Origin of the sequence: Flavobacterium sp. AG291 (assembly GCF_003350375.1) — a bacterium.
GTDB lineage: Bacteria > Bacteroidota > Bacteroidia > Flavobacteriales > Flavobacteriaceae > Flavobacterium > Flavobacterium suzhouense.
Genome location: NZ_QQAR01000018.1, coordinates 39,668 through 59,576, shown reverse-complemented (window position 1 = coordinate 59,576; position 19,909 = coordinate 39,668). Strand labels below are relative to the sequence as shown.

At 40.4% G+C, this 19,909-nt stretch carries 17 protein-coding genes; 8 read left to right on the top strand and 9 right to left on the bottom strand.

Going from position 1 to position 19,909, the window contains the following annotated elements; all coding sequences use genetic code 11:
* Positions 1 to 77 precede the first annotated feature (77 nt).
* The 4 genes from DEU42_RS16220 (at position 78) to DEU42_RS16205 (ending at position 5,731) form a co-directional block, all read left to right on the top strand.
* Entirely contained in the window at positions 78 to 2,462 is a 2,385-nt protein-coding gene (locus tag DEU42_RS16220) for a TonB-dependent receptor (RefSeq protein ID WP_114759383.1), read from the top strand.
* Positions 2,463 to 2,480: 18 nt separating this feature from the next.
* A complete protein-coding gene (locus tag DEU42_RS16215) occupies positions 2,481 to 3,044 on the top strand; it encodes a type 1 periplasmic binding fold superfamily protein (protein ID WP_114759382.1) in 564 nt (187 codons plus the stop codon).
* Between the two features lie 142 nt (positions 3,045 to 3,186).
* Complete coding sequence (locus DEU42_RS16210) at positions 3,187 to 3,564, top strand: DoxX family membrane protein (RefSeq protein ID WP_114759381.1); 378 nt, start codon at positions 3,187 to 3,189, stop codon at positions 3,562 to 3,564.
* 61 nt (positions 3,565 to 3,625) lie between these two features.
* A complete protein-coding gene (locus DEU42_RS16205) occupies positions 3,626 to 5,731 on the top strand; it encodes a prolyl oligopeptidase family serine peptidase (protein ID WP_233506719.1) in 2,106 nt (701 codons plus the stop codon).
* A gap of 220 nt (positions 5,732 to 5,951) precedes the next feature.
* On the opposite strand, the gene DEU42_RS16200 is transcribed toward DEU42_RS16205, so the two are convergent.
* Positions 5,952 to 6,899: a lipid A deacylase LpxR family protein gene (locus DEU42_RS16200; RefSeq protein WP_114759379.1), complete on the bottom strand. Its 948-nt coding sequence runs from the start codon at positions 6,897 to 6,899 to the stop codon at positions 5,952 to 5,954.
* Positions 6,896 to 7,579: a monofunctional biosynthetic peptidoglycan transglycosylase gene (mtgA, locus tag DEU42_RS16195; RefSeq protein ID WP_114759378.1), complete on the bottom strand. Its 684-nt coding sequence runs from the start codon at positions 7,577 to 7,579 to the stop codon at positions 6,896 to 6,898. Before mtgA ends, DEU42_RS16200 begins: the two co-directional genes overlap by 4 nt.
* Before the next feature lie 131 nt (positions 7,580 to 7,710).
* Between mtgA and DEU42_RS16190 the strand changes: the two genes are divergently transcribed.
* A complete protein-coding gene (locus DEU42_RS16190; RefSeq protein WP_114759377.1) occupies positions 7,711 to 8,679 on the top strand; it encodes a hypothetical protein in 969 nt (322 codons plus the stop codon).
* Here DEU42_RS16190 and DEU42_RS16185 read toward each other — a convergent pair.
* The 3 genes from DEU42_RS16185 to DEU42_RS16175 are packed head-to-tail and all read right to left on the bottom strand — an operon-like array spanning position 8,676 to position 11,788.
* Positions 8,676 to 9,788, bottom strand: a complete 1,113-nt coding sequence (locus tag DEU42_RS16185) for an NAD(P)/FAD-dependent oxidoreductase (protein WP_114759376.1) — start codon at positions 9,786 to 9,788, stop codon at positions 8,676 to 8,678. The two genes, DEU42_RS16190 and DEU42_RS16185, sit on opposite strands and share 4 nt — an antisense overlap.
* Positions 9,785 to 10,522 (bottom strand): DedA family protein, encoded by a 738-nt coding sequence (locus DEU42_RS16180; RefSeq protein WP_114759375.1) that lies wholly within the window; start codon positions 10,520 to 10,522, stop codon positions 9,785 to 9,787. The genes DEU42_RS16185 and DEU42_RS16180 overlap by 4 nt, the downstream gene beginning before the upstream one ends.
* 33 nt (positions 10,523 to 10,555) lie before the next feature.
* Positions 10,556 to 11,788: a dicarboxylate/amino acid:cation symporter gene (locus DEU42_RS16175; RefSeq protein WP_114759374.1), complete on the bottom strand. Its 1,233-nt coding sequence runs from the start codon at positions 11,786 to 11,788 to the stop codon at positions 10,556 to 10,558.
* Positions 11,789 to 11,998: 210 nt separating this feature from the next.
* Between DEU42_RS16175 and DEU42_RS16170 the strand changes: the two genes are divergently transcribed.
* From DEU42_RS16170 to DEU42_RS16160, 3 genes are all read left to right on the top strand, one after another.
* Positions 11,999 to 13,906, top strand: a complete 1,908-nt coding sequence (locus DEU42_RS16170; RefSeq protein ID WP_114759373.1) for a S9 family peptidase — start codon at positions 11,999 to 12,001, stop codon at positions 13,904 to 13,906.
* A gap of 83 nt (positions 13,907 to 13,989) precedes the next feature.
* The gene (locus DEU42_RS16165) at positions 13,990 to 15,189 is read left to right on the top strand and encodes an aminopeptidase C (RefSeq protein ID WP_114759372.1); all 1,200 of its coding nucleotides are present in this window, start codon (positions 13,990 to 13,992) and stop codon (positions 15,187 to 15,189) included.
* A 181-nt stretch (positions 15,190 to 15,370) separates the two neighbouring features.
* The gene (locus tag DEU42_RS16160) at positions 15,371 to 16,954 is read left to right on the top strand and encodes an FMN-binding glutamate synthase family protein (RefSeq protein ID WP_114759371.1); all 1,584 of its coding nucleotides are present in this window, start codon (positions 15,371 to 15,373) and stop codon (positions 16,952 to 16,954) included.
* Positions 16,955 to 16,981: 27 nt separating this feature from the next.
* Here DEU42_RS16160 and DEU42_RS16155 read toward each other — a convergent pair whose 3' ends face one another.
* The 4 genes from DEU42_RS16155 to accC all read right to left on the bottom strand — a co-directional run bounded on the left by DEU42_RS16155 (position 16,982) and on the right by accC (position 19,867).
* Entirely contained in the window at positions 16,982 to 17,386 is a 405-nt protein-coding gene (locus DEU42_RS16155) for a hypothetical protein (RefSeq protein WP_147278143.1), read from the bottom strand.
* A gap of 106 nt (positions 17,387 to 17,492) precedes the next feature.
* Positions 17,493 to 17,876: a hypothetical protein gene (locus DEU42_RS16150; protein ID WP_114759369.1), complete on the bottom strand. Its 384-nt coding sequence runs from the start codon at positions 17,874 to 17,876 to the stop codon at positions 17,493 to 17,495.
* Positions 17,877 to 17,982: 106 nt separating this feature from the next.
* Positions 17,983 to 18,408: a hypothetical protein gene (locus DEU42_RS16145; RefSeq protein ID WP_114759368.1), complete on the bottom strand. Its 426-nt coding sequence runs from the start codon at positions 18,406 to 18,408 to the stop codon at positions 17,983 to 17,985.
* A gap of 112 nt (positions 18,409 to 18,520) precedes the next feature.
* Entirely contained in the window at positions 18,521 to 19,867 is a 1,347-nt protein-coding gene (accC, locus tag DEU42_RS16140) for an acetyl-CoA carboxylase biotin carboxylase subunit (RefSeq protein WP_114759367.1), read from the bottom strand.
* Between the last annotated feature and the right edge of the window lie 42 nt (positions 19,868 to 19,909).

The following is a 19,909-nucleotide window of genomic DNA, read 5'->3' as shown; positions in this document are numbered from 1 at the left end:
TGTGCATTTTCAACTTTGTGAACTTTGTGGTATAATTCAGCCAAATACTCAATTATTCATTTCTGAATAACATTACCATGCGATTTTACTATATCCTTCTGTCTGTATTTATGGCAGGAACACTGTGCGCGTATTCCCAAAATACCATTAGCGGAAACGTATCTACTAACAAGAACACCCCTCTTGACGGGGCACATATCCATATCGAACAGCTTCATGCCATAAGCAGTACCGACGGCAGTTATGAGATACATAACGTTCCGTCAGGGGAGCACCGCATTGTAGTTTCCTATATCGGATTTAAAACTATTGATACCCTTGTAACAGTACATGAACGCCTGCGCTTTGATGTAAAACTCAAACCGGAGTCAACCCAGCTTCAGGAGGTCGTACTTACGGAAAACAATGCTATTCCTAAAAACACGATTCGTGAAGAGCGGCTTAAAACGGAAACCATCGAGAAATACAGCAATGCTTCGTTAGGTGATGCACTTAAGGAAGTAGCAGGGGTATACAGCCTGAAAACAGGGAATACTATCGTGAAGCCAGTAATTAACGGGCTGCACAGCAGCAGGGTACCGGTAATCTCTAACAACGTTCGACTGGAAGACCAGCAATGGGGTACGGAACACGCTCCTAATCTGGATATTAATGCAGCAGGAAAGATCTCGGTTATTAAAGGAGCCAATGCCCTGCAATATGGCGGTGATGCCATTGGAGGACTTGTATTGGTAGAACCTGTTTCGGTACTGAAAGACACCTTGTTTGGTAAGACTATTATTAATGCGGCATCCAATGGGCGTGGCGGAAGCATATCTTCCAGCCTGCATAAAGGTGCTGAACAGGGCTGGGCATGGAACGCGGCAGGAACTTTTAAATACTTTGGCGACAGGCAGAGTCCGGATTATGTTTTATCAAACACAGGCAACCGCGAAAACAATTTTGCAGGCGACCTGAAGTACATTGGCGATAGCTATGATATTTCGGCCTACTATAGTCTTTATGATGCTGAGATAGGTATTGCAAAGGCGATGCATATTGGCAGTATTTCCGACCTGGTTCGCGCCATTAATAGTAAGCAACCTGCCGTAATTGAACCTTTTACGTATGACATTGATGCTCCGAAACAGGATGTGGTACACCATTTAGCAAAAATGAATTTCAACAAGCGTTTCAGTAACAATTCGAGCCTCTCGGTACAATATGCTTTTCAGCACAACAGCCGTAAGGAATATGACATTCGTAGAGGCGTATATACCGACAAACCTGCACTCGACCTTACTTTGGCTACCCATTCGGCACAGGCCGATTGGAAAAAGGAAATAGAAGCTCTTACCATAAAAACCGGGGCCAGCTTTTCGACACAGGATAATACCGCCAATCCTGATACGGGAATACGTCCGCTAATTCCTAATTACAAAAAAACCGATGCAGGTGCTTATGGGATTGCCAGTTATGCCTTTTCCGACAGCTTTACAGGAGAGGCCGGATTGCGCTATGATTACTCTCATATGCTAGCTTCAAAATACTACCAGAAATCGAGATGGACCAGTCTTGGCTACGATGGGGTTTATGATAAATTCATTGTTGCCGATGCCGGAACGCAGTTGCTTACCGCTCCCGAATTTACCTTTCATAATATTTCGGCAAGCCTTGGTATCCGCAAGCATTTGAACAGCCACTATCAGCTTTTGGCGAATGCCGGACTGGCAATGCGTAACCCTAATCCTTCGGAACTGTTTAGTGATGGGCTGCACCACTCTACCGGAACGATTGAACTGGGTAATCTGGGCATTCAAAAAGAGGAATCGTACAAACTATCGACTACCCTGCTTAAAACACATGGAACTTTTACGTTTGAGGCTACTCCGTACCTGAACATGATAAACAATTTTATTTATCAGTCGCCTACAGATATAGAATATACCACCAGAGGTGCTTTCCCTGTGTATGAGTACAAACAGACCGATGCCCTTATGGCCGGGCTTGACCTGCATACCAACTGGAAAATAAGCAAGCACTGGCAGCATACTTTTAGCGGAGCTTATATTTATGGACAGGACATTACAAACGACCTGCCACTTATAGAAATGCCGCCATTGAACCTGGTGAACAGTATTCGCTACAATCAGGATAACTGGCATAACTTTTTTGCAGAAATACGTAACGAATCGGTTTTTACCCAAAAGCGTTACCCAAACAACAACTTTACCGTTCAGCTGCCTGTAAATGGGGAATTTGTGGATACGCTGGTTGACATAAGCACTCCGCCTAAAGGCTACAGCCTGTTTCATTTTAGCACAGGTATGACATTTAAAACATTTGCCAATACAGGTTTGGCAATCAACTTTTCAGTTCTCAATATTTTCAATCATGCTTACCGCGATTACCTGAATCGCCAGCGACTATACACCGATGATATCGGGCGCAACTTTCAATTACAGTTAAAATTCAATTATTAATCAATAAATTCTATCAAAATGAAAAACCTAAGAATTTCGGCTTTGGCACTAATTACAATCATCTCTTTCTCTTCATGCAGCAGCGACGATACGGCTAAAATTGTAAATGAAGAAGAAGTGATCACTACCGTTACAGCAACCTTTACACCTGAAGCAGGAGGGACACCAATAGTACTTACTTCACGTGATCTTGATGGCGACGGACCGAATGCACCTATAGTGACTGTTTCTGGTAACTTTGTAACAGGTACTGCTTATAACGGAACCATAACTTTCCTTAACGAACTGGAAACTCCGGCAGGTAACATTACCGAAGAGATATTTGAAGAAGGCCATGAACACCAGATATTCTATTCTCAAACCGGTCTTGGTACTTTTACCTATAACGACACTGACGTTAATGGTAAACCGATTGGGCTGAAGTTTAAATATACTGCGAATGCTAATGCAGCAACGGGCAACCTGACGGTAACTCTTAGACACGAACCTAACAAAGATGCAGAAGGTGTTGCCGATGGAATTATCACTAATGCTGGCGGAAGCACTGATGCCGAAGTGGTTTTTCCGGTAACTATTGAATAAATATTTCCTCACCCCTAGCCCCTCTTCTTTGAAGAGGGGTATTCTTTTCACACTCCATTGATTTTTGTTAAATTCCTAATAATAAATTCATTAACTTTAAAGAAGCCTCTAATTTATTTTTAAATTAAAATTCTTTTAGCCTATGAATTCAAAATTTACTCAAATTGTAAGGGTATTGCTTGGGCTTATCCTGATTGTTTTTGGAGCAAACAAAATCTACACTTTTATTCCGTTACCACAGCCCTCACCTGAAGCGGGCGCCTTTATGGCATCTCTTGCAGATACAGGTTATGTACTAACACTGGTCGCCATCTTTGAAATCATTATCGGTTTCCTTCTTATTTGTAAAATATGGGTGCCTTTTGCCATGCTGCTACTGATTCCGTTATCGCTCAACATCCTGTTATTCCACCTTTTCTTGGACATTCCGGGCATAGGCACTGCATTACTGGTGGTAGTGTTAAATGCTATCTTATTGTATAAACACAGGGTAAAATACAAGCCTTTGTTTACTACTTAAGAAACTGATTTTGCTATTTTTGTGTATCAATCACAATTAAATGAAAAAAGCAGTAACAATTATGGCCGCAGCCTGCAGCCTGACTTTAAATGCACAGATGCACGAAAATAGCAAAACCACTATTAAATATCCCGTAACTAAAAAGGGAGATGTTGTTGATACTTATTTTGGAAACAAAGTTCCTGACCCTTACCGCTGGCTTGAAGATGACCGCTCTGAAGAGACCGCTGCCTGGGTAAAAGCCGAGAACGAAGTTACTTTTAATTACTTAGCCCAGATTCCGTTTCGTGCTGCCATACGCGCACGACTGGAAAAACTATGGAATTATGAAAGGATAAGTGCCCCTTTTAAAGAAGGCGATTTTACCTATTACTACAGAAATAACGGATTGCAGAACCAGTCGGTTTTATACCGTAAAGGCAAAGATGGCAAGGAAGAAATTTTCCTTGATCCAAATACCCTGTCAAAAGACGGTACTACATCGTTAGGCGGAACTAATTTCACCAAAAAAGGCGACCTGATGGCATATTCCATCTCAGAAGGAGGTAGTGACTGGCGCAAGGTATTTGTTATGGATACCAAAACCAAAAAGCTAATTGGTGAACCATTAGTAGATGTAAAATTCAGTGGTATCTCATGGTACGGCAGCGAAGGTTTTTACTACTCAAGCTATGACAAGCCTACAGGCAGTGAACTATCGGCTAAAACCGACCAGCACAAACTGTACTACCACAAACTGGGTACACCTCAAAAAGAAGACAAAGTAATTTTTGGACATGATATTAAAAGGCGTTATGTAGGCGGTGGTGTAACCGAGGATATGCATTACCTTATCGTATCGGCATCGGAAGCTACTTCAGGTAATGAGCTTTACATTAAAGACCTGACCAAACCTAACAGCAAATTCATAGCTCTTACAAACAACTTTGATACTGACAGTCATATTATAGACAATAACGGAAGTACATTGTACATCGCTACCAATTATAATGCGCCAAACATTAAAGTAGTAACTGTAGATGCCGCCAATCCGCAGCAGAAGAACTGGAAAGACCTTATCCCTGAAACAGAGAATGTACTTTCGCCATCTACCGGCTCAGGATTCATATTTGCCACCTACATGAAAGATGCCGTATCGGTAGTAAAACAATATGACTATAACGGTAAGCTTGTTCGCGATATCACGTTGCCGGGATTAGGTACGGCTGGTGGCTTTGGCGGAAAGAAAGAAGAAAAGACTCTTTATTATTCTTTTACCAATTACACTACACCGGGAACAATTTATTCATACGATGCCAAATCAGGAAAATCGGAATTATACCAAAGACCAAAAGTAGATTTCAACAGTGATGAATATGAATCGAAACAGGTATTTTATACTTCTAAAGACGGCACTAAGATCCCGATGATCATTACCTACAAAAAAGGCCTTAAGCTTGATGGCAAAAACCCAACGATACTGTATGGTTATGGTGGTTTCAATATAAGCCTTACACCAAACTTCAGCATCTCTAATGCTGTATGGATGGAAAATGGCGGAATTTATGCTGTAGCGAACCTTCGCGGAGGTGGAGAATATGGTAAAAAATGGCACGATGCCGGAACCAAACAACAAAAACAAAATGTGTTTGACGACTTTATTGCCGCAGGCGAATACCTTATCGCAAACAACTATACTTCGTCAGGCTACCTTGCGATTAGCGGCGGTTCAAACGGTGGACTGCTTGTAGGTGCTACAATGACACAACGCCCGGACCTTATGAAAGTAGCATTACCGGCTGTTGGTGTTCTTGATATGCTTCGTTACCATACGTTTACCGCAGGAGCAGGATGGGCTTATGACTACGGTACTGCCGAAGACAACCCCGAAATGTTTAACTACCTGAAAGGCTATTCACCGGTACATAATGTTAGAAAAGGAGTTCAGTATCCTGCAACACTTGTTACTACAGGTGACCATGATGACCGTGTGGTTCCGGCGCACAGCTTTAAGTTTGCCGCCGAGCTTCAGGACAAACAAACAGGTAACAATCCGGTATTGATTCGCATTGGTGTTAAGGCTGGGCACGGAGCAGGAAAATCTATCGCACAGATGATTGATGAGTACAGCGACATTCAGGCATTTACGCTTTACAACATGGGTGTTACTCCGAATGTGAAGAAGTAAGTGGTCAGTGGTCAGTACGACAACTTTGAACTAAATAGTTTAGTATAAAATTGAAAATCTATTATTGCAGCAATGTGGTAATAGATTTTTTTTGTTTTTCTCTAATTTAACCACAAAGCTCACAAAGATTTTTACACAATCCCGATAGCTAACGGGACACAAAGCTTTGTGTCCTTAATGCTTCGTTGTGTTCCTGGTGGTTAAAAACACAAAGACTTTCTTATAGAAAATACGAAACCTGTATCGATCCGTAATAGAATCCTGTAATTACATTATTAGAAAGTTCCTTGCCACGGTAATTAAAGGAATAGGAATAATTCCAGTTGTTGTAACGGTATTTTACACCCACTTCGGCATTAAAGCGGAAAGGTATCAGCGGAAAAGTTACGGGGCTGGTATCGTTAAAATGGCTGCCTTCGATCGTGGCATCATACTGCATGTATTGCAGATTGGGGTTCAGGTACAGGAAAAGTTCGCGGTGCTGCTTGTATGATTCTTTATCCTTGTTGAGTACAGCATTGTGCAGGCTCGAATCATACATGGCATGCAGGTTGTTTTTAAGGCTTATACGCATCATTCCGCCCACATTGGCACTGTTCCATATCGTACCGAGATTTAGTTCGCCTAAGAGATGGAAATCGACTTTTTCGTGAAAGCGGTTTTCCAGGATCTTGTGTGAGTAATAAACCCCAACCTGTGCGCCAATAGTGGTCGTAATCTGATGTTGCCATCCGCGTACCGTTGGATAACCCACCATGCTATGAAGTCCGCGCTGCACTTCTTCGGCTCCCGATTCCGGTCCTACCACCCCGCCCTGAACATTCAGTTTGAGTATACTTTCGTTAGTGTAGTAATAGTTAATACCAAATTCACCGAAAAGATATCCGGCAAAAGGTCTGTCATTTACGTTGATATCTTCGGCACGTACCGATTGCGGATTGTAAATATATTGTCCTACCCTGAAATCGTAGATCTTTTTAGCCAGCTTATCGTTTGCTGTGTCACTAAGATAGCGGTAAAAGAATTCCATTCCCGCAGTGTAGTACTGATCGTTTATAGGTGAAGTATAGAGGTCGTTATCGGTAATAAGGCCAATTTCTGCCGGCTTTTGTCCCCATGACGGGGCAAAGCATAATAGGGTAATGAATAGGGTTAGGCTTTGTCTCACTTTTCGTAATCGAGCTTAACGTAACGCATTAATTTCACGATTCTGCCTTTACGCCTTTCGGTATAAGCCGATGAACGCGTAGCCCTGAATTTTCTTGGATTAGGAAGAATGGCCGCTATACCCGCAGCCTCATATTTAGTAAGGTCTTTAGCGTCTTTATGGTACCAATGTTTAGCAGCAGCCTGAACGCCATAAACACCATCGCCCATTTCAATACTGTTAAGGTACACCTCCATAATGCGTTCTTTGCTCCAAAGGAGTTCAATAAGCATGGTAAAATAAGCTTCAAGTCCTTTTCGAAGATAGCTTCTGCCCTGCCATAGGAAAACGTTTTTAGCCGTTTGTTGCGATATGGTACTACCCCCTTTAAGTTTTTTACCCTTACTGTTGCTTTTGTATGCCTTATACATGGCATCGAAGTTAAAGCCGTTATGTTCTAAAAACAGGTCGTCTTCACTGGCAATAACCGCCCTTTGCATGTTTTTGGAAATCTCCTCAATAGGCACCCAGTCATGGCTTGAAGTCATTTCCCTGCCGTTTTCCTTCATTTCAAAAGCACGGGTAATCATCAATGGCGTGAAAGGAACCGGTACAAAACGGAAAATAACAACCGAAATGACCGAAAGGGCAACAAACCATAAAAGTACCTTAAAAAGAAAACGGGCTATTTTTTTGAACATAGAACAATTGGTTAACAGGAAGCGAAATTACGAATTAGTTGTAAGACTAATAAGCAATCTTATAGTTTTGTATTAAATCTTAACTTTCGAAAAAAATTAATACATTTAAACTTTATAGCATCAATCATATAATGAAAATCAAAGAAGCCGTTTTAAAAAGTCTTGAAGATATTGGAGTATTAACCAATTATAAAATTGTTACTGAACATATCATTAAACAAAAATATTTTGACTTTGGAAAAGCCCGCACGCCACGTGCAACAATTTCAGCAACATTAGGGGAATTTATTCGCAACGGCGACACAAGAGTAAAACGCATTAAAAACACTAATGGATCCTACTCTTATTATTTAACGAAAAACGAAATAAAAAACTTAACTGAATTATTAGCTGAATATGAAAACGATGCATCAGTTCCAATTCCAAAAATAAAAATTTATGAAGAACGTGACCTTCATAAACTACTCAGTAGCTATTTAAAAAGTATAGATATTTACTCCAAAACTATTTTTCACGAGCAATCCAATGGAAAAGACAGTAATCAAATATGGACACATCCTGACATGATAGGTATAAAATTTCTAAACCTACAGACACAGGCAAGTCAAAATTTTTTAAAATCAATAAATAGAGTTGATACTTTCAAGTTAAGTTCCTATGAAATCAAACGAGAAATCAATTCTGATAGTGAATTAAAAAAAGCTTTTTTTCAAGCAGTATCTAATTCAAGTTGGGCAAATTATGGGTATTTAGTAGCATTCGAATTTAGCGATAATTTAAATGAGGAAATTGCTCGTTTAAATGAATCATTTGGAATAGGCATTATAGAATTAGATGCAAACCCATACCAAAGCAAAATTCTATATCCCGCAAGATATCGTGAATTAGACTTTAAAACTATTGACAAACTTTGCAACATTAATAAAGAGTTTGAAAAATTTATTGAACAAACAGAAAAATTAATGGTTGCAGAGCAGAGATATTATAAATCTACTGAAAAAGAACTTGACGAATTTTGCGACTCTTATTTTATGACCGATAGCGAAATTGAAAACTTTTGTAAAGAAAAAAATATTCCCTCAAAACAAGATAGCATTTAAACCAAATCCCCTAGCTCAGCACCTACCATACTACCTATAGCCACACCCATACCACCAAGGCGAACGCCGCAATAGGTATGCTGTGATAACTGCTCGATAATAGGCTTTTTATGATTACCCATACCCATGATTCCACTCCAGCGATGGGCAATGGTAAAGTCGGTATTGGGAAGGATCACCTCACGCAATACTTTTTCGAGTTGGTTTTGGATAAGTTCAGTATTACCGAATTCAGTAGTGGTCTCACCTTCAAAGTCGAGATTTCGTGCCCCGCCAAAAAGAATTCTATCGTTTATATTTCGGAAGTAGTAATAGCCACGGTCAATATGGAAAGTCCCTTTTATATCAAGGTTCGGTATAGGCTCGGTAATAAGCACCTGTGCACGGGCTGGTTTTACCATACCGTTGGTTAGCTTTTCGGCAAAACCATTGGTTGCAAAAAGCAGTTTTTTAGTAAAGAAACTAAAATCGCCAAGGGCAACTTCTACTCCATCAGCTTTTTCATGGTATGACGTTACGGTCTGGCTGTTCAGGATAAGGATGTTGTTGGCTACCGCTTCTTTCAGCAACGCCTGCATCATGTTACCGGTATCGATCTGCCCTTCAAACGGATTGAAGATTAAGTATTCATGTATGCCTTTAAAATCGAAACGGTCTACTTCCCTGGCAAACACATCGGTTTTAAAAAGCGGTTTCAGTACTTCATTTACAAAAGGCATACGGCGCAGACATTCTTCATAACCTGCGGTATCGTCTTTCAGGAAAAGCTCATATCCGCCGAATGGCTTAAAATCAATTACGGCATCGCCAAGGCGTTTACGCAATAACTGAAGTCCTGCCCAACGCTTTTGGATGAGCGCCAGTACTTCTTCCTCTGTGTGTGTTTTTAAATCGTCATTGATTTCGGAAAGACTCCCAAAACAGGCAAAACCGGCATTTTTGGTACTCGCTCCCTGAGGAAGCGGCCCACGCTCTATAATAAGTATTTTAGCATCAGGGAAACGTTCGCGAAGGCGTAGTGCAGCATGAAGCCCCACTATACCGCTGCCAACGATGGTATAATCTACATCGGTAAACCAGTTCTTGATTTCCCAATAGCTAAACATTATGCCGGCGGGATTATATTAGAATCGTCATCATCAGTCGCTTCTGCCTTTGCTTCTTCTTCGGTAATCTTTTTACCTTTAAGTGCATTGATTAAAAGAGGCACTGTAGTTACAGCAACAATGATAAGAATAATGTATTCTATGTACGATTTAAGATCGATACCAAACTGGTCACGGCAGAAACCATACAGATAGTGACCTGCAAATATCAGCGTTACAGCCCAAAGGAAAGAACTGAGAATGTTGTAAAACATGAATTTCTTTTTATCCATCTTAACAACACCCGCAATAATAGGGGCAAACGTACGGATAACAGGCAGAAAACGCGCGAAGATAATAGCACGTCCACCATGTTTTTCAAAAAATTCATGCGATTGTACCAGGTATTTTTTCTTGAACCAAAATGAATCTTCTTTTTGATAAAGGTAAGTTCCGCTTTTAGCACCAAACCAGTATCCAAAGGTATTTCCTACGATTCCGGCACAGGCAACAAGCACTGACAACAACAATACATTAAGAAAATCTCCTTCTATAGAAAAAAGCGTAGCCATAAGCTCACCGCTGTAAATACCTGCAAGGAACAAAAGGCTGTCTCCGGGCAGGAAGAATCCGGCAAAAAGGCCGGTTTCGGCAAAAACAATAAACAATACAACATAGATACCAACGGGTACCCCTGCTATTTGCAGGTTGATATAAAACTCAGGGTTCAGTAGCTGTGTCCAGTGGAAACTGTCCATAATAATTCGTGTCTTTTTGGTAATGAATAATCTTTAATCTTTTTTAGCTTCCCACTTGTCTACTGCCGTGGTTGCAAGGGCATTGCCCAATACATTTGTCATGCTGCGGCCCATATCGCAAAAATGGTCAATAGGCAGTATAAGCGCGATACCTTCCGGCGGAATGCCAAACATCGCACAAGTAGCTACTACTACTATCAGAGAAGCCCTGGGCACACCGGCAATACCTTTACTGGTAAGCATTAGCACCAGCAACATTAGTATTTGTTTTTCGAGGGGCATATCTATACCATAGATCTGCGCAATAAACAAACTTGCAAAAGTCATGTACATCATACTTCCGTCAAGGTTAAAAGAATAACCAAGCGGCAGGGTAAACGAAACAATCTTAGGGTCACACCCAAAACGTTCCAGCTCTTCTGTAAGTTTCGGGAATACTGCTTCACTGCTTGTAGTAGAGAATGCAACCAGCAACGGACCCGCCAGTCTTTTAAGAAGAGGCCATAGCCTGTTGCCTAATATAAGGTATCCTACACCCAACAGTATTACCCAAAGGCAAAGCATACCAAAGGCAAATGCCACAAGATAGTTAGCATACAATTTCCATATTCCGCCACCATAAACTGCTACCGCTGCCGATACAGCACCAAATACTCCCAATGGAGCTACCCACATAACGTAACTTACCATTTTTAGTATTGCATGTGCAATGATGTCAAATAACTTTATAATTGGCTCTGCAACTTTACCCATTGATGCCAAAGCAATCCCGAATAATATTGAGAAAATAACAATCTGTAATATCTCATTAGTTGCCATGGCCTCAAAAATACTTTTAGGAACTACATGAGTAACAAACTGCTCTAGTGAGAAAGCGTGTACATTGCTAACTAAATCATCGGCAGGCTTAACATCGGCCATTGTTACAGCAGTATTTTCGCCTGGCCTCAACCAGTTTACCAATACCATACCAAGCAAAAGCGACATAAGAGAAGCGGAAATAAACCACGCCATGGCTTTACCCCCTACACGACCTACCATCTTCATATCGCCCATCTTGGCAACACCCACCACAAGGGTAGACAACACCAATGGCGCAATAATCATCTGTACCAAACGGATGAATATAGTACCTAACAGCTTAACATTCTTCGCAAAATCGGCTGCTGTTTCTTTCGGATATTGATAATATACAACCAGACCCAGTGCCACACCAAAAAAAAGTCCGGCCAGGATAGCTATAAATAGTTTAGAGTTGCTTTTCACTAAATATTCGTTTTAAGTGCGTGAAAATACTCATATTTTTTCAAAAAAGACTTTCCTTATTATATTTAGGGCATTCTTTTATATTTTTCACAAACATTTAACATCAACAACTAAACTTATCACAGCAGCTTTCTAAAAAACCCCCATCTTTCATTAAATAAAATAATCAAAGAAAATGAGTACTTTTAGCCCCTATTAAAAATGTTTTCAATGAAAAAACTACTTCTACTAACAGTAAGCATCATGGGATTAACCGCTTCGGCACAACAGGTCATGACTCCGGAAATGCTTTGGAAACTGGGACGTGTGAGCGCACTGGGTATTACCAAAGACGGAAAAAGCATAGTATACAAAGTTTCAACTCCCAATATGGAAGAGAACAAATCGGCTTCAAAATTCTACAGTATTCCTGTAACGGGAGGTACTGCGACCGAAGTAACCGATTATGCTGCACTATTGAACGACAAATACCTTTCTGCAGAAGGAAAATGGGCGCTTACCTCTAAAGAAGTAAAAGTTGAAAAAGTTCTTGGAAAAGACCTTTACCCAGAACTGGATAAAAGCAATGCCCAGGTATATAACGGACTTGATTACCGCCACTGGGATACCTGGAATGACGGCACTCACAACCATGTTGGTTACACCAAGCCCGGCGATAAAGACAAAACGTCTTTTGTAGACATTATGCCAAATGAGCCGTATGACTCTCCGCAAAAACCTCACGGCGGCGAAGAAGATTATACATGGTCTCCTGACGGCAAAAGCATTGTTTATGTATGCAAGAAAAAAGCGGGTACAGAATATGCTACAAGTACCAACACTGACTTGTATGAATATAATATTGAAACTAAAAAAACTGTAAACCTTACCCCAGGCAACCCGGGGTATGATACTGCACCTGCTTACTCTCCGCAAGGCGACCTTACATGGTTGCAAATGAAACGCGATGGGTATGAGGCTGATAAAAACGACATCATTGTTCGCTTTAAAGGCATTGACATGAATCTTACCGCAAACTGGGATGGTACGGTAGACAGCTTTACTTGGAGTCCGGATGGAAAAAAGATATATTTCCTTGCTGCTACCGATGGTACAAAACAGCTGTTTGAGGTAAACTTTCCGGGAATGACAAAAATTGCTATTACCGTAAGACAACTTACCGATGGTGTTTTTGACATCAACGGCATTACTGGTTTTAGCGGTGATAAAATAATTGTTGAGCGCGCCGATATGAATCACGCTAATGAGATATTTAGTTACGACCTTAAAAAGAAAAAATGGGCGCAACTGTCTAAAGTAAACGAAGCGGCATACGCCGGAATTGCCCTTAGTAAAACCGAAAAGCGTTATGTTACTACCACCGACGGCAAAAAGATGCTGGTATGGGTAGTACTTCCACCAAACTTTGATGCTAAAAAGAAATACCCTACCCTTTTATATTGCCAGGGAGGGCCTCAAAGTGCACTGACACAATTCTACTCGTTCCGCTGGAACTTCCAGGTTATGGCAGCACAGGGGTACATTGTTGTAGCACCTAACCGTCGCGGCATGCCAGGGCATGGTGTGGAATGGAATGAGCAGATTAGTAAAGATTGGGGCGGTCAGGTTATGGATGATTACCTTTCAGCTATCGACGATGTTGCTAAAGAACCTTATGTAGACAAAGCGAGACTTGGAGCCGTAGGCGCAAGCTATGGTGGATATTCGGTATTCTATCTTGCCGGCATCCACAACAACCGATTCAAGACATTTATATCGCACTGTGGTGTATTTAACCTTCAGAGCATGTATGGCACTACCGAAGAAGTATTTTTTACTAACTGGGATAGTGGCGGACCGTACTGGGAGAAAAACAATGCAGCTGCACAAAAAACATATAACCAATTTAACCCTATCAACAATGTTGACAAATGGAATACACCGATCCTTGTAATTCAGGGCGGCATTGATTTCCGTGTACCGATAGGACAAGGACAGGAGGCTTTTCAGGCAGCACAGTTAAGAGGCATCAAGAGCCGCTTTATGCTTTTCCCGGAAGAAAACCACTGGGTACTAAAACCACAGAATGCGCTGGTTTGGCAACGTGAGTTCTTTAAATGGCTAAAGGAAACTTTATAGAAACTTCAAAAAAAAGACCTTTTTTATAAATTTTCCGTATTTTAGCGCGAATAATAAAAACCTTAACAAAAACTGCTTGAATAATGTACAATTTTTCAGTTAAACCGCTTGTTGCTACTGCATTGCTATTTGCAGGACTACAAACAATACAAGCACAGGACTACCTTGTAAATTCATTAAAAAACAACCAGAGCGCTAACAGTGCCGCTGCCTTTAAATTTACAGATGTTATCAATATAGAGAATACCCCTGTTAAAAACCAGGGTTCTTCAGGAACTTGCTGGAGCTATTCTGCTAACTCATTCCTTGAGTCAGAAATGATCCGTATGGGCAAAAAACCGGTTGAGATCTCTCAAATATATACTGCACGTAATGCATATATCGAAAAAGGAAAGAACTACGTTCGTATGCATGGTGCTATCACACTTGGTGATGGTGGTGCTCTTCACGATGTAATCAACATGTACCGTCAGTACGGAGCTCTTCCGCAAAACCTTTACACAGGTCTTAATTATGGTACTGCCAACAACAAATTTGCAGAGATGCAGGCTATGGGACAGGGTGTTCTTGAAGCTGTAGTTAAAAACCCTAACGGTGAGCTTTCTCCAAACTGGATTAAAGCTTACACAAGCGTTATCGACTCTTATCTTGGTGAAGTTCCTCAAAACTTTGAATGGAAAGGTAAAAAATATACTCCGCAAACATTCGCAAAAGAAGTTATCGGAATCAATCCGGATGACTATGTTGAATTATCTTCATTCTCAGACCACCCATACTATTCTAAATTTGTTCTTATGGTACCGGACAACTGGTCGCTTGATCAGGTATACAACGTAAAACTAAACGAACTTACAGACGTTATTGACAACGCTCTTAAAAACGGTTATACAGTAGGATGGGCAGGAGACGTTAGCGAAAAAGGCTTTAGCTGGAAAAATGGTGTAGCTTACATCCCGGCTAAAAACGTTGCCGACATGACTCCTGAAGAAAAAGAAGGCATGTTCCTTGGACCAAAAGACGAGCTTGAAATTACTCCTGAGCTTCGCCAGAAAGCATTTGACAACTACCAAACTCAGGATGACCATGGTATGCACATTGTTGGCATCGCTAAAGATCAGGGTGGTAAAGAATACTACATCATCAAAAACTCATGGGGCGCATCTAACGATTACAAAGGATACATGTACATGACTAAAAATTTTGTAAAATATAAGTCTACAGCCATCCTGCTTCACAAAGGCGGAATCCCATCTTCGATAGCTAAAAAGCTTGATATTAAATAATCAGCTACACTATTGATGAAAGATCCCGAAGCAATACTTCGGGATTTTTTATAGCCTTATTTATACGATTTCAAAAGTTAAACCAGCAAAAATACTCGCTATCTTTGTTGGAATCACTACTCAAATAAAACAACAAACTAACCGCTTTTGATTAAATTCGAAAGCACAAATCCATGCAAGTATGAGAAAAGTATTTGTAGTTTTCTGTACCACATCTATAGCCATTATCACCCTTCTGACTTTTATTAACTGGAAATCAATTTTTCTTTTACTGATATTCCTACCCCTTTACATCATGGGACTATACGACATGTATCAGTCAAAAAAATCGATCAGAAGAAATTTTCCGCTCGTAGGGAGGCTTAGATACCTTTTAGAATCCATCGGCCCGGAAATGCGTCAGTATTTCATAGAAACCGATCTCGACGGTAAACCTTTTAACCGGATTGAGAGAAGCCTTATTTACCAACGAAGCAAAAAAGAAACTGACACTATACCTTTTGGCACCCAGCTTGACATGTACCAAATAGGTTACCAGTGGATAAACCACAGCATAAGAGCCTTACCTCTTAATGAAATAGATCATAACCCAAGGGTAAGAATAGGTTCTGAGCAATGTACACAACCTTATGAAGCAAGCCTTTTCAACATAAGCGCCATGAGCTATGGCTCACTGAGCAAAAACGCAATATTAGCACTTAATACAGGTGCAAAAATGGGAGACTTCTATCATAATACAGGCGAAGGAGGACTTTCACCATACCATCTTGAGCCCGGAGGTGATATTGTATGGAATATAGGTACGGGATATTTTAGCTGCCGTGATGGAGAGGGTAAATTCTCGTATGATGAATATGCCAAACGTGCGGTTCTGGATAAAATAAAAATGATCGAGATTAAATTCTCACAAGGTGCTAAACCGGGTCATGGAGGAATTTTACCAAAAGAGAAAGTAACCGACGAAATTGCCGCTATCCGTATTGTGAGCAAAGGACATGATATTGTTTCACCTCCTTATCACTCTGCATTTACCACACCTCTTGAGCTAATGGATTTTATACAAACATTACGAAAAGGATCTGGCGGAAAACCCATAGGCATGAAAATATGCATTGGTAACAAATCTGAGTTTCTTTCGATATGTAAGGCAATGGTAGAAACTAAAACCTACCTTGACTTTATTACCGTTGATGGAGCAGAAGGTGGAACAGGTGCTGCCCCTCAGGAATATACCGACCACGTAGGCATGCCTCTACGAGACGCTCTGGCTTTTGTACATGATGCATTGGTAGGTTTTGGTATTCGTAAGCAAATTAAGATTATCTGTAGCGGCAAAATAGTTACAGGATTTGACATTATCAAAACACTGGCTACAGGTGCCGATCTTTGTAATTCTGCACGCGGGATGATGTTTGCCCTAGGGTGCATACAAGCCCTGGAATGCCACAAAAACACCTGCCCTACCGGAGTTGCCACCCAAGACCCAAAACTCGTTAAGGGACTAGTTCCTGAAGAAAAAAGCGTGCGTGTATTCCGTTTCCAGCATGAGACGGTAAAAAGCGCAATGGAATTAATGGCTTCGGCGGGACTTAAACATCCTGACGAAGTAGACAGAAGCGTGGTGAGCATGAGAGTAGACAGGACCAAAATTGAAACGTTTATGGAAACTTATCCTGAACTTGATAGCGGTTGCCTCCTAAACGAGGACACCGTACCAAAAAAACTTATTTATTTCTGGAAGAAAGCTTCTTCAGAACGATTTTAAAAAATAAATCCCCATATAAATGGGGATTTATTTTTTTGTGATCTTTTCATTAGCCTCAATTACAAATGTTTCGGCAACTTCCTTATTATCTTTAGGCACCTTTATTTTAAGTTTAGTACCATCGGTCATGCATAATGAAATATAATATTGCTTGTCTAAAAAAATAAACGATAATACTACAAAACCTACAGCCATAGCGGCCATACTCGAAAAAAACCAGTTATCCGGATTTCTTCTCAGGCACAGATCAAGAAAGAATAAAAAGAATATCAGCGCCCATAGCAGGGATTTAAGACTGATAATGGTTGAAAATTTCAGCGATTTCACTTCGTCAAAATCTACTGTAATGCTTTGCCCTGAAACTTTCGCAGGTATAATAAAAGCCTCATGTTGTTTTTTCCTGCTTTTATGCAGCAGCGATATCGTTTCCATAGCTGTAGTGGTTGGTCTCGGAAACATATAACAGCCATCAAAGAAAAAACCCTACATGTAAAGGAAAAAATCCATAAAAAAAGCCCCTTACCGGGGCTATGCTTTTTTAAATATTTGCGGCTTCTTTAAGCTTCTTTACATTCTCTGCTCTTACAGCAGCATATTTTTTATACTGAGTTACTGTAAGTACTGATTTAAGTTTAGTATCTCTTTCTTCATTAATCGCCTGCATCTTTTTTGCTTTTGCCTGTGTAGAATCGGCCGAAGCTTTACAGTCTTTCACTCTTTTCAGGTAATACTTATTTACCTCTACAACCTGTGTATACTGATTATCATTTAAAGTAAGTTGCGATTTCATTTGGTTTGCCGATGTTTTAGCAGCCTCAGCAATAACATCCGTTTCCTGAGCCATTACTGTTGTTGTTACTGCAAGCAATAAAGCAGCTGCCGTTAAAACATTTCTCACACTCGTAGTAAGTTTTTTAATCATTGGTTTTATTATTTGGTTAATGATAAACGGCAAAGCCGTGGTTACAAATATAACAGAAAAACGAAAGGAATAGTACACAAAAAAGCCTCGCTAAACGAGGCTCTTATTATTCTTTTCTCAATTCCACCGGTTGAGCTGTCCTCATAGGTTTTGCCTGCCCGTCAAAACGCTGTCTTGCCATTTTCTTTTTCTCATCTTTCTTTAAAAGATAATTTTTGTACTGCTCTTCAGTAAGTACTGCTTTAAGCTGCTTTTCTCTTTCTTCATTAAGGCTTACTACTGATTTACCAACTACAGTTTTATCTGTAGAAGCTTTTCTTGCTTCAGCAGATTTTGCAGTGAAATCTTTATTAATATCTAACACTTTAGCATACTGAGCATCTGTTAGAGACAGCTCTGCTTTCATGTTGTCAGTCATTCTTTGGGCCGCATTTGCTGAACGGTCCTGTGCAGATGCATTTAATGTAAATGCAAGCGATAAAGCAACTACGCTAAGCATAGCTTTAGCTGCTGAAATAAGAGTCTTGAACATAATTATAATTTTTTAAATAGGTTTTTATTGGCATGGCAAGTTTTGTGCCATTTTTTTCAGGCACTAATATAAAATAAAAAAAGCCCTGCTTATCAGCAGGGCCTATTTTTATTTATGCAGGATCTTTCATTTTAAAAGATTCCATGAATTTTGTAGTATAATTACCAGCTACATAATCCGGCTCATCCATCAATTGTCTGTGGAAAGGAATAGTAGTTTTGATACCTTCAATTACAAACTCATCAAGGGCACGCTTCATTTTGTTGATAGCTTCTTCCCTTGTTTGGGCAGTAGTTATCAGCTTAGCGATCATTGAATCGTAGTTTGGCGGAATTGTATAACCAGAGTATACGTGAGTATCAAGTCTTACACCGTGACCACCCGGCATGTGAAGGGTAGTGATCTTGCCCGGAGACGGACGGAAATCATTATACGGGTCTTCAGCATTGATACGACACTCGATAGAGTGAAGTTGCGGAAGGTAGTTTTTACCAGAGATAGGCACACCTGCAGCAACAAGTATTTGCTCACGGATAAGATCGTAATCAATTACCTGCTCAGTAATTGGATGCTCTACCTGAATACGTGTATTCATCTCCATAAAGTAGAAATTCCTGTGCTTATCAACAAGGAACTCAACTGTACCTGCTCCTTCATATTTAATGAACTCAGCAGCTTTAACAGCAGCTTTACCCATAGCATCACGAAGTTCGTCAGTCATGAACGGAGAAGGTGTTTCTTCAGTTAGTTTTTGGTGACGTCTTTGTACAGAACAGTCTCTTTCAGAAAGGTGACATGCTTTACCGAATGAATCACCTACAACCTGAATCTCGATGTGACGAGGTTCTTCGATAAGTTTCTCCATATACATACCATCATTACCAAACGAAGCAGCCGCTTCCTGTTTAGCACTTTCCCAAGCTTTTAAAAGCTCGTCCTGTTTCCATACAGCCCTCATACCTTTACCACCACCACCGGCAGTAGCTTTAAGCATTACAGGGTAACCAAATTCTTTTGCAAGTTTTTCAGCATGTTCATACGATTCAAGAAGACCGTCTGAACCCGGTACACAAGGTACACCTGCAGCTTTCATGGTAGCTTTAGCCGTAGCTTTATCTCCCATTTTATCAATCATGTCCGGCGAAGCACCAATAAATTTGATACCGTGCTCACCACATATTTTTGAAAACTTAGCATTTTCAGAAAGGAACCCGTAACCCGGGTGAATAGCATCTGCATTAGTAATTTCTGCAGCAGCTATGATATTAGATATCTTAAGGTAAGACAGGTTGCTTGGCGGTGGCCCGATACAAACTGCTTCATCAGCAAATTTTACGTGAAGGCTTTCCGCATCAGCAGTTGAGTAAACCGCAACGGTTTTAATCCCCATCTCCCTGCAGGTTCTGATTACACGAAGTGCAATCTCTCCCCTGTTTGCAATTAATACTTTTTTAAACATCCTGTTTGATTATTTTAAATGTTAAATTTTAAATTTTAAATT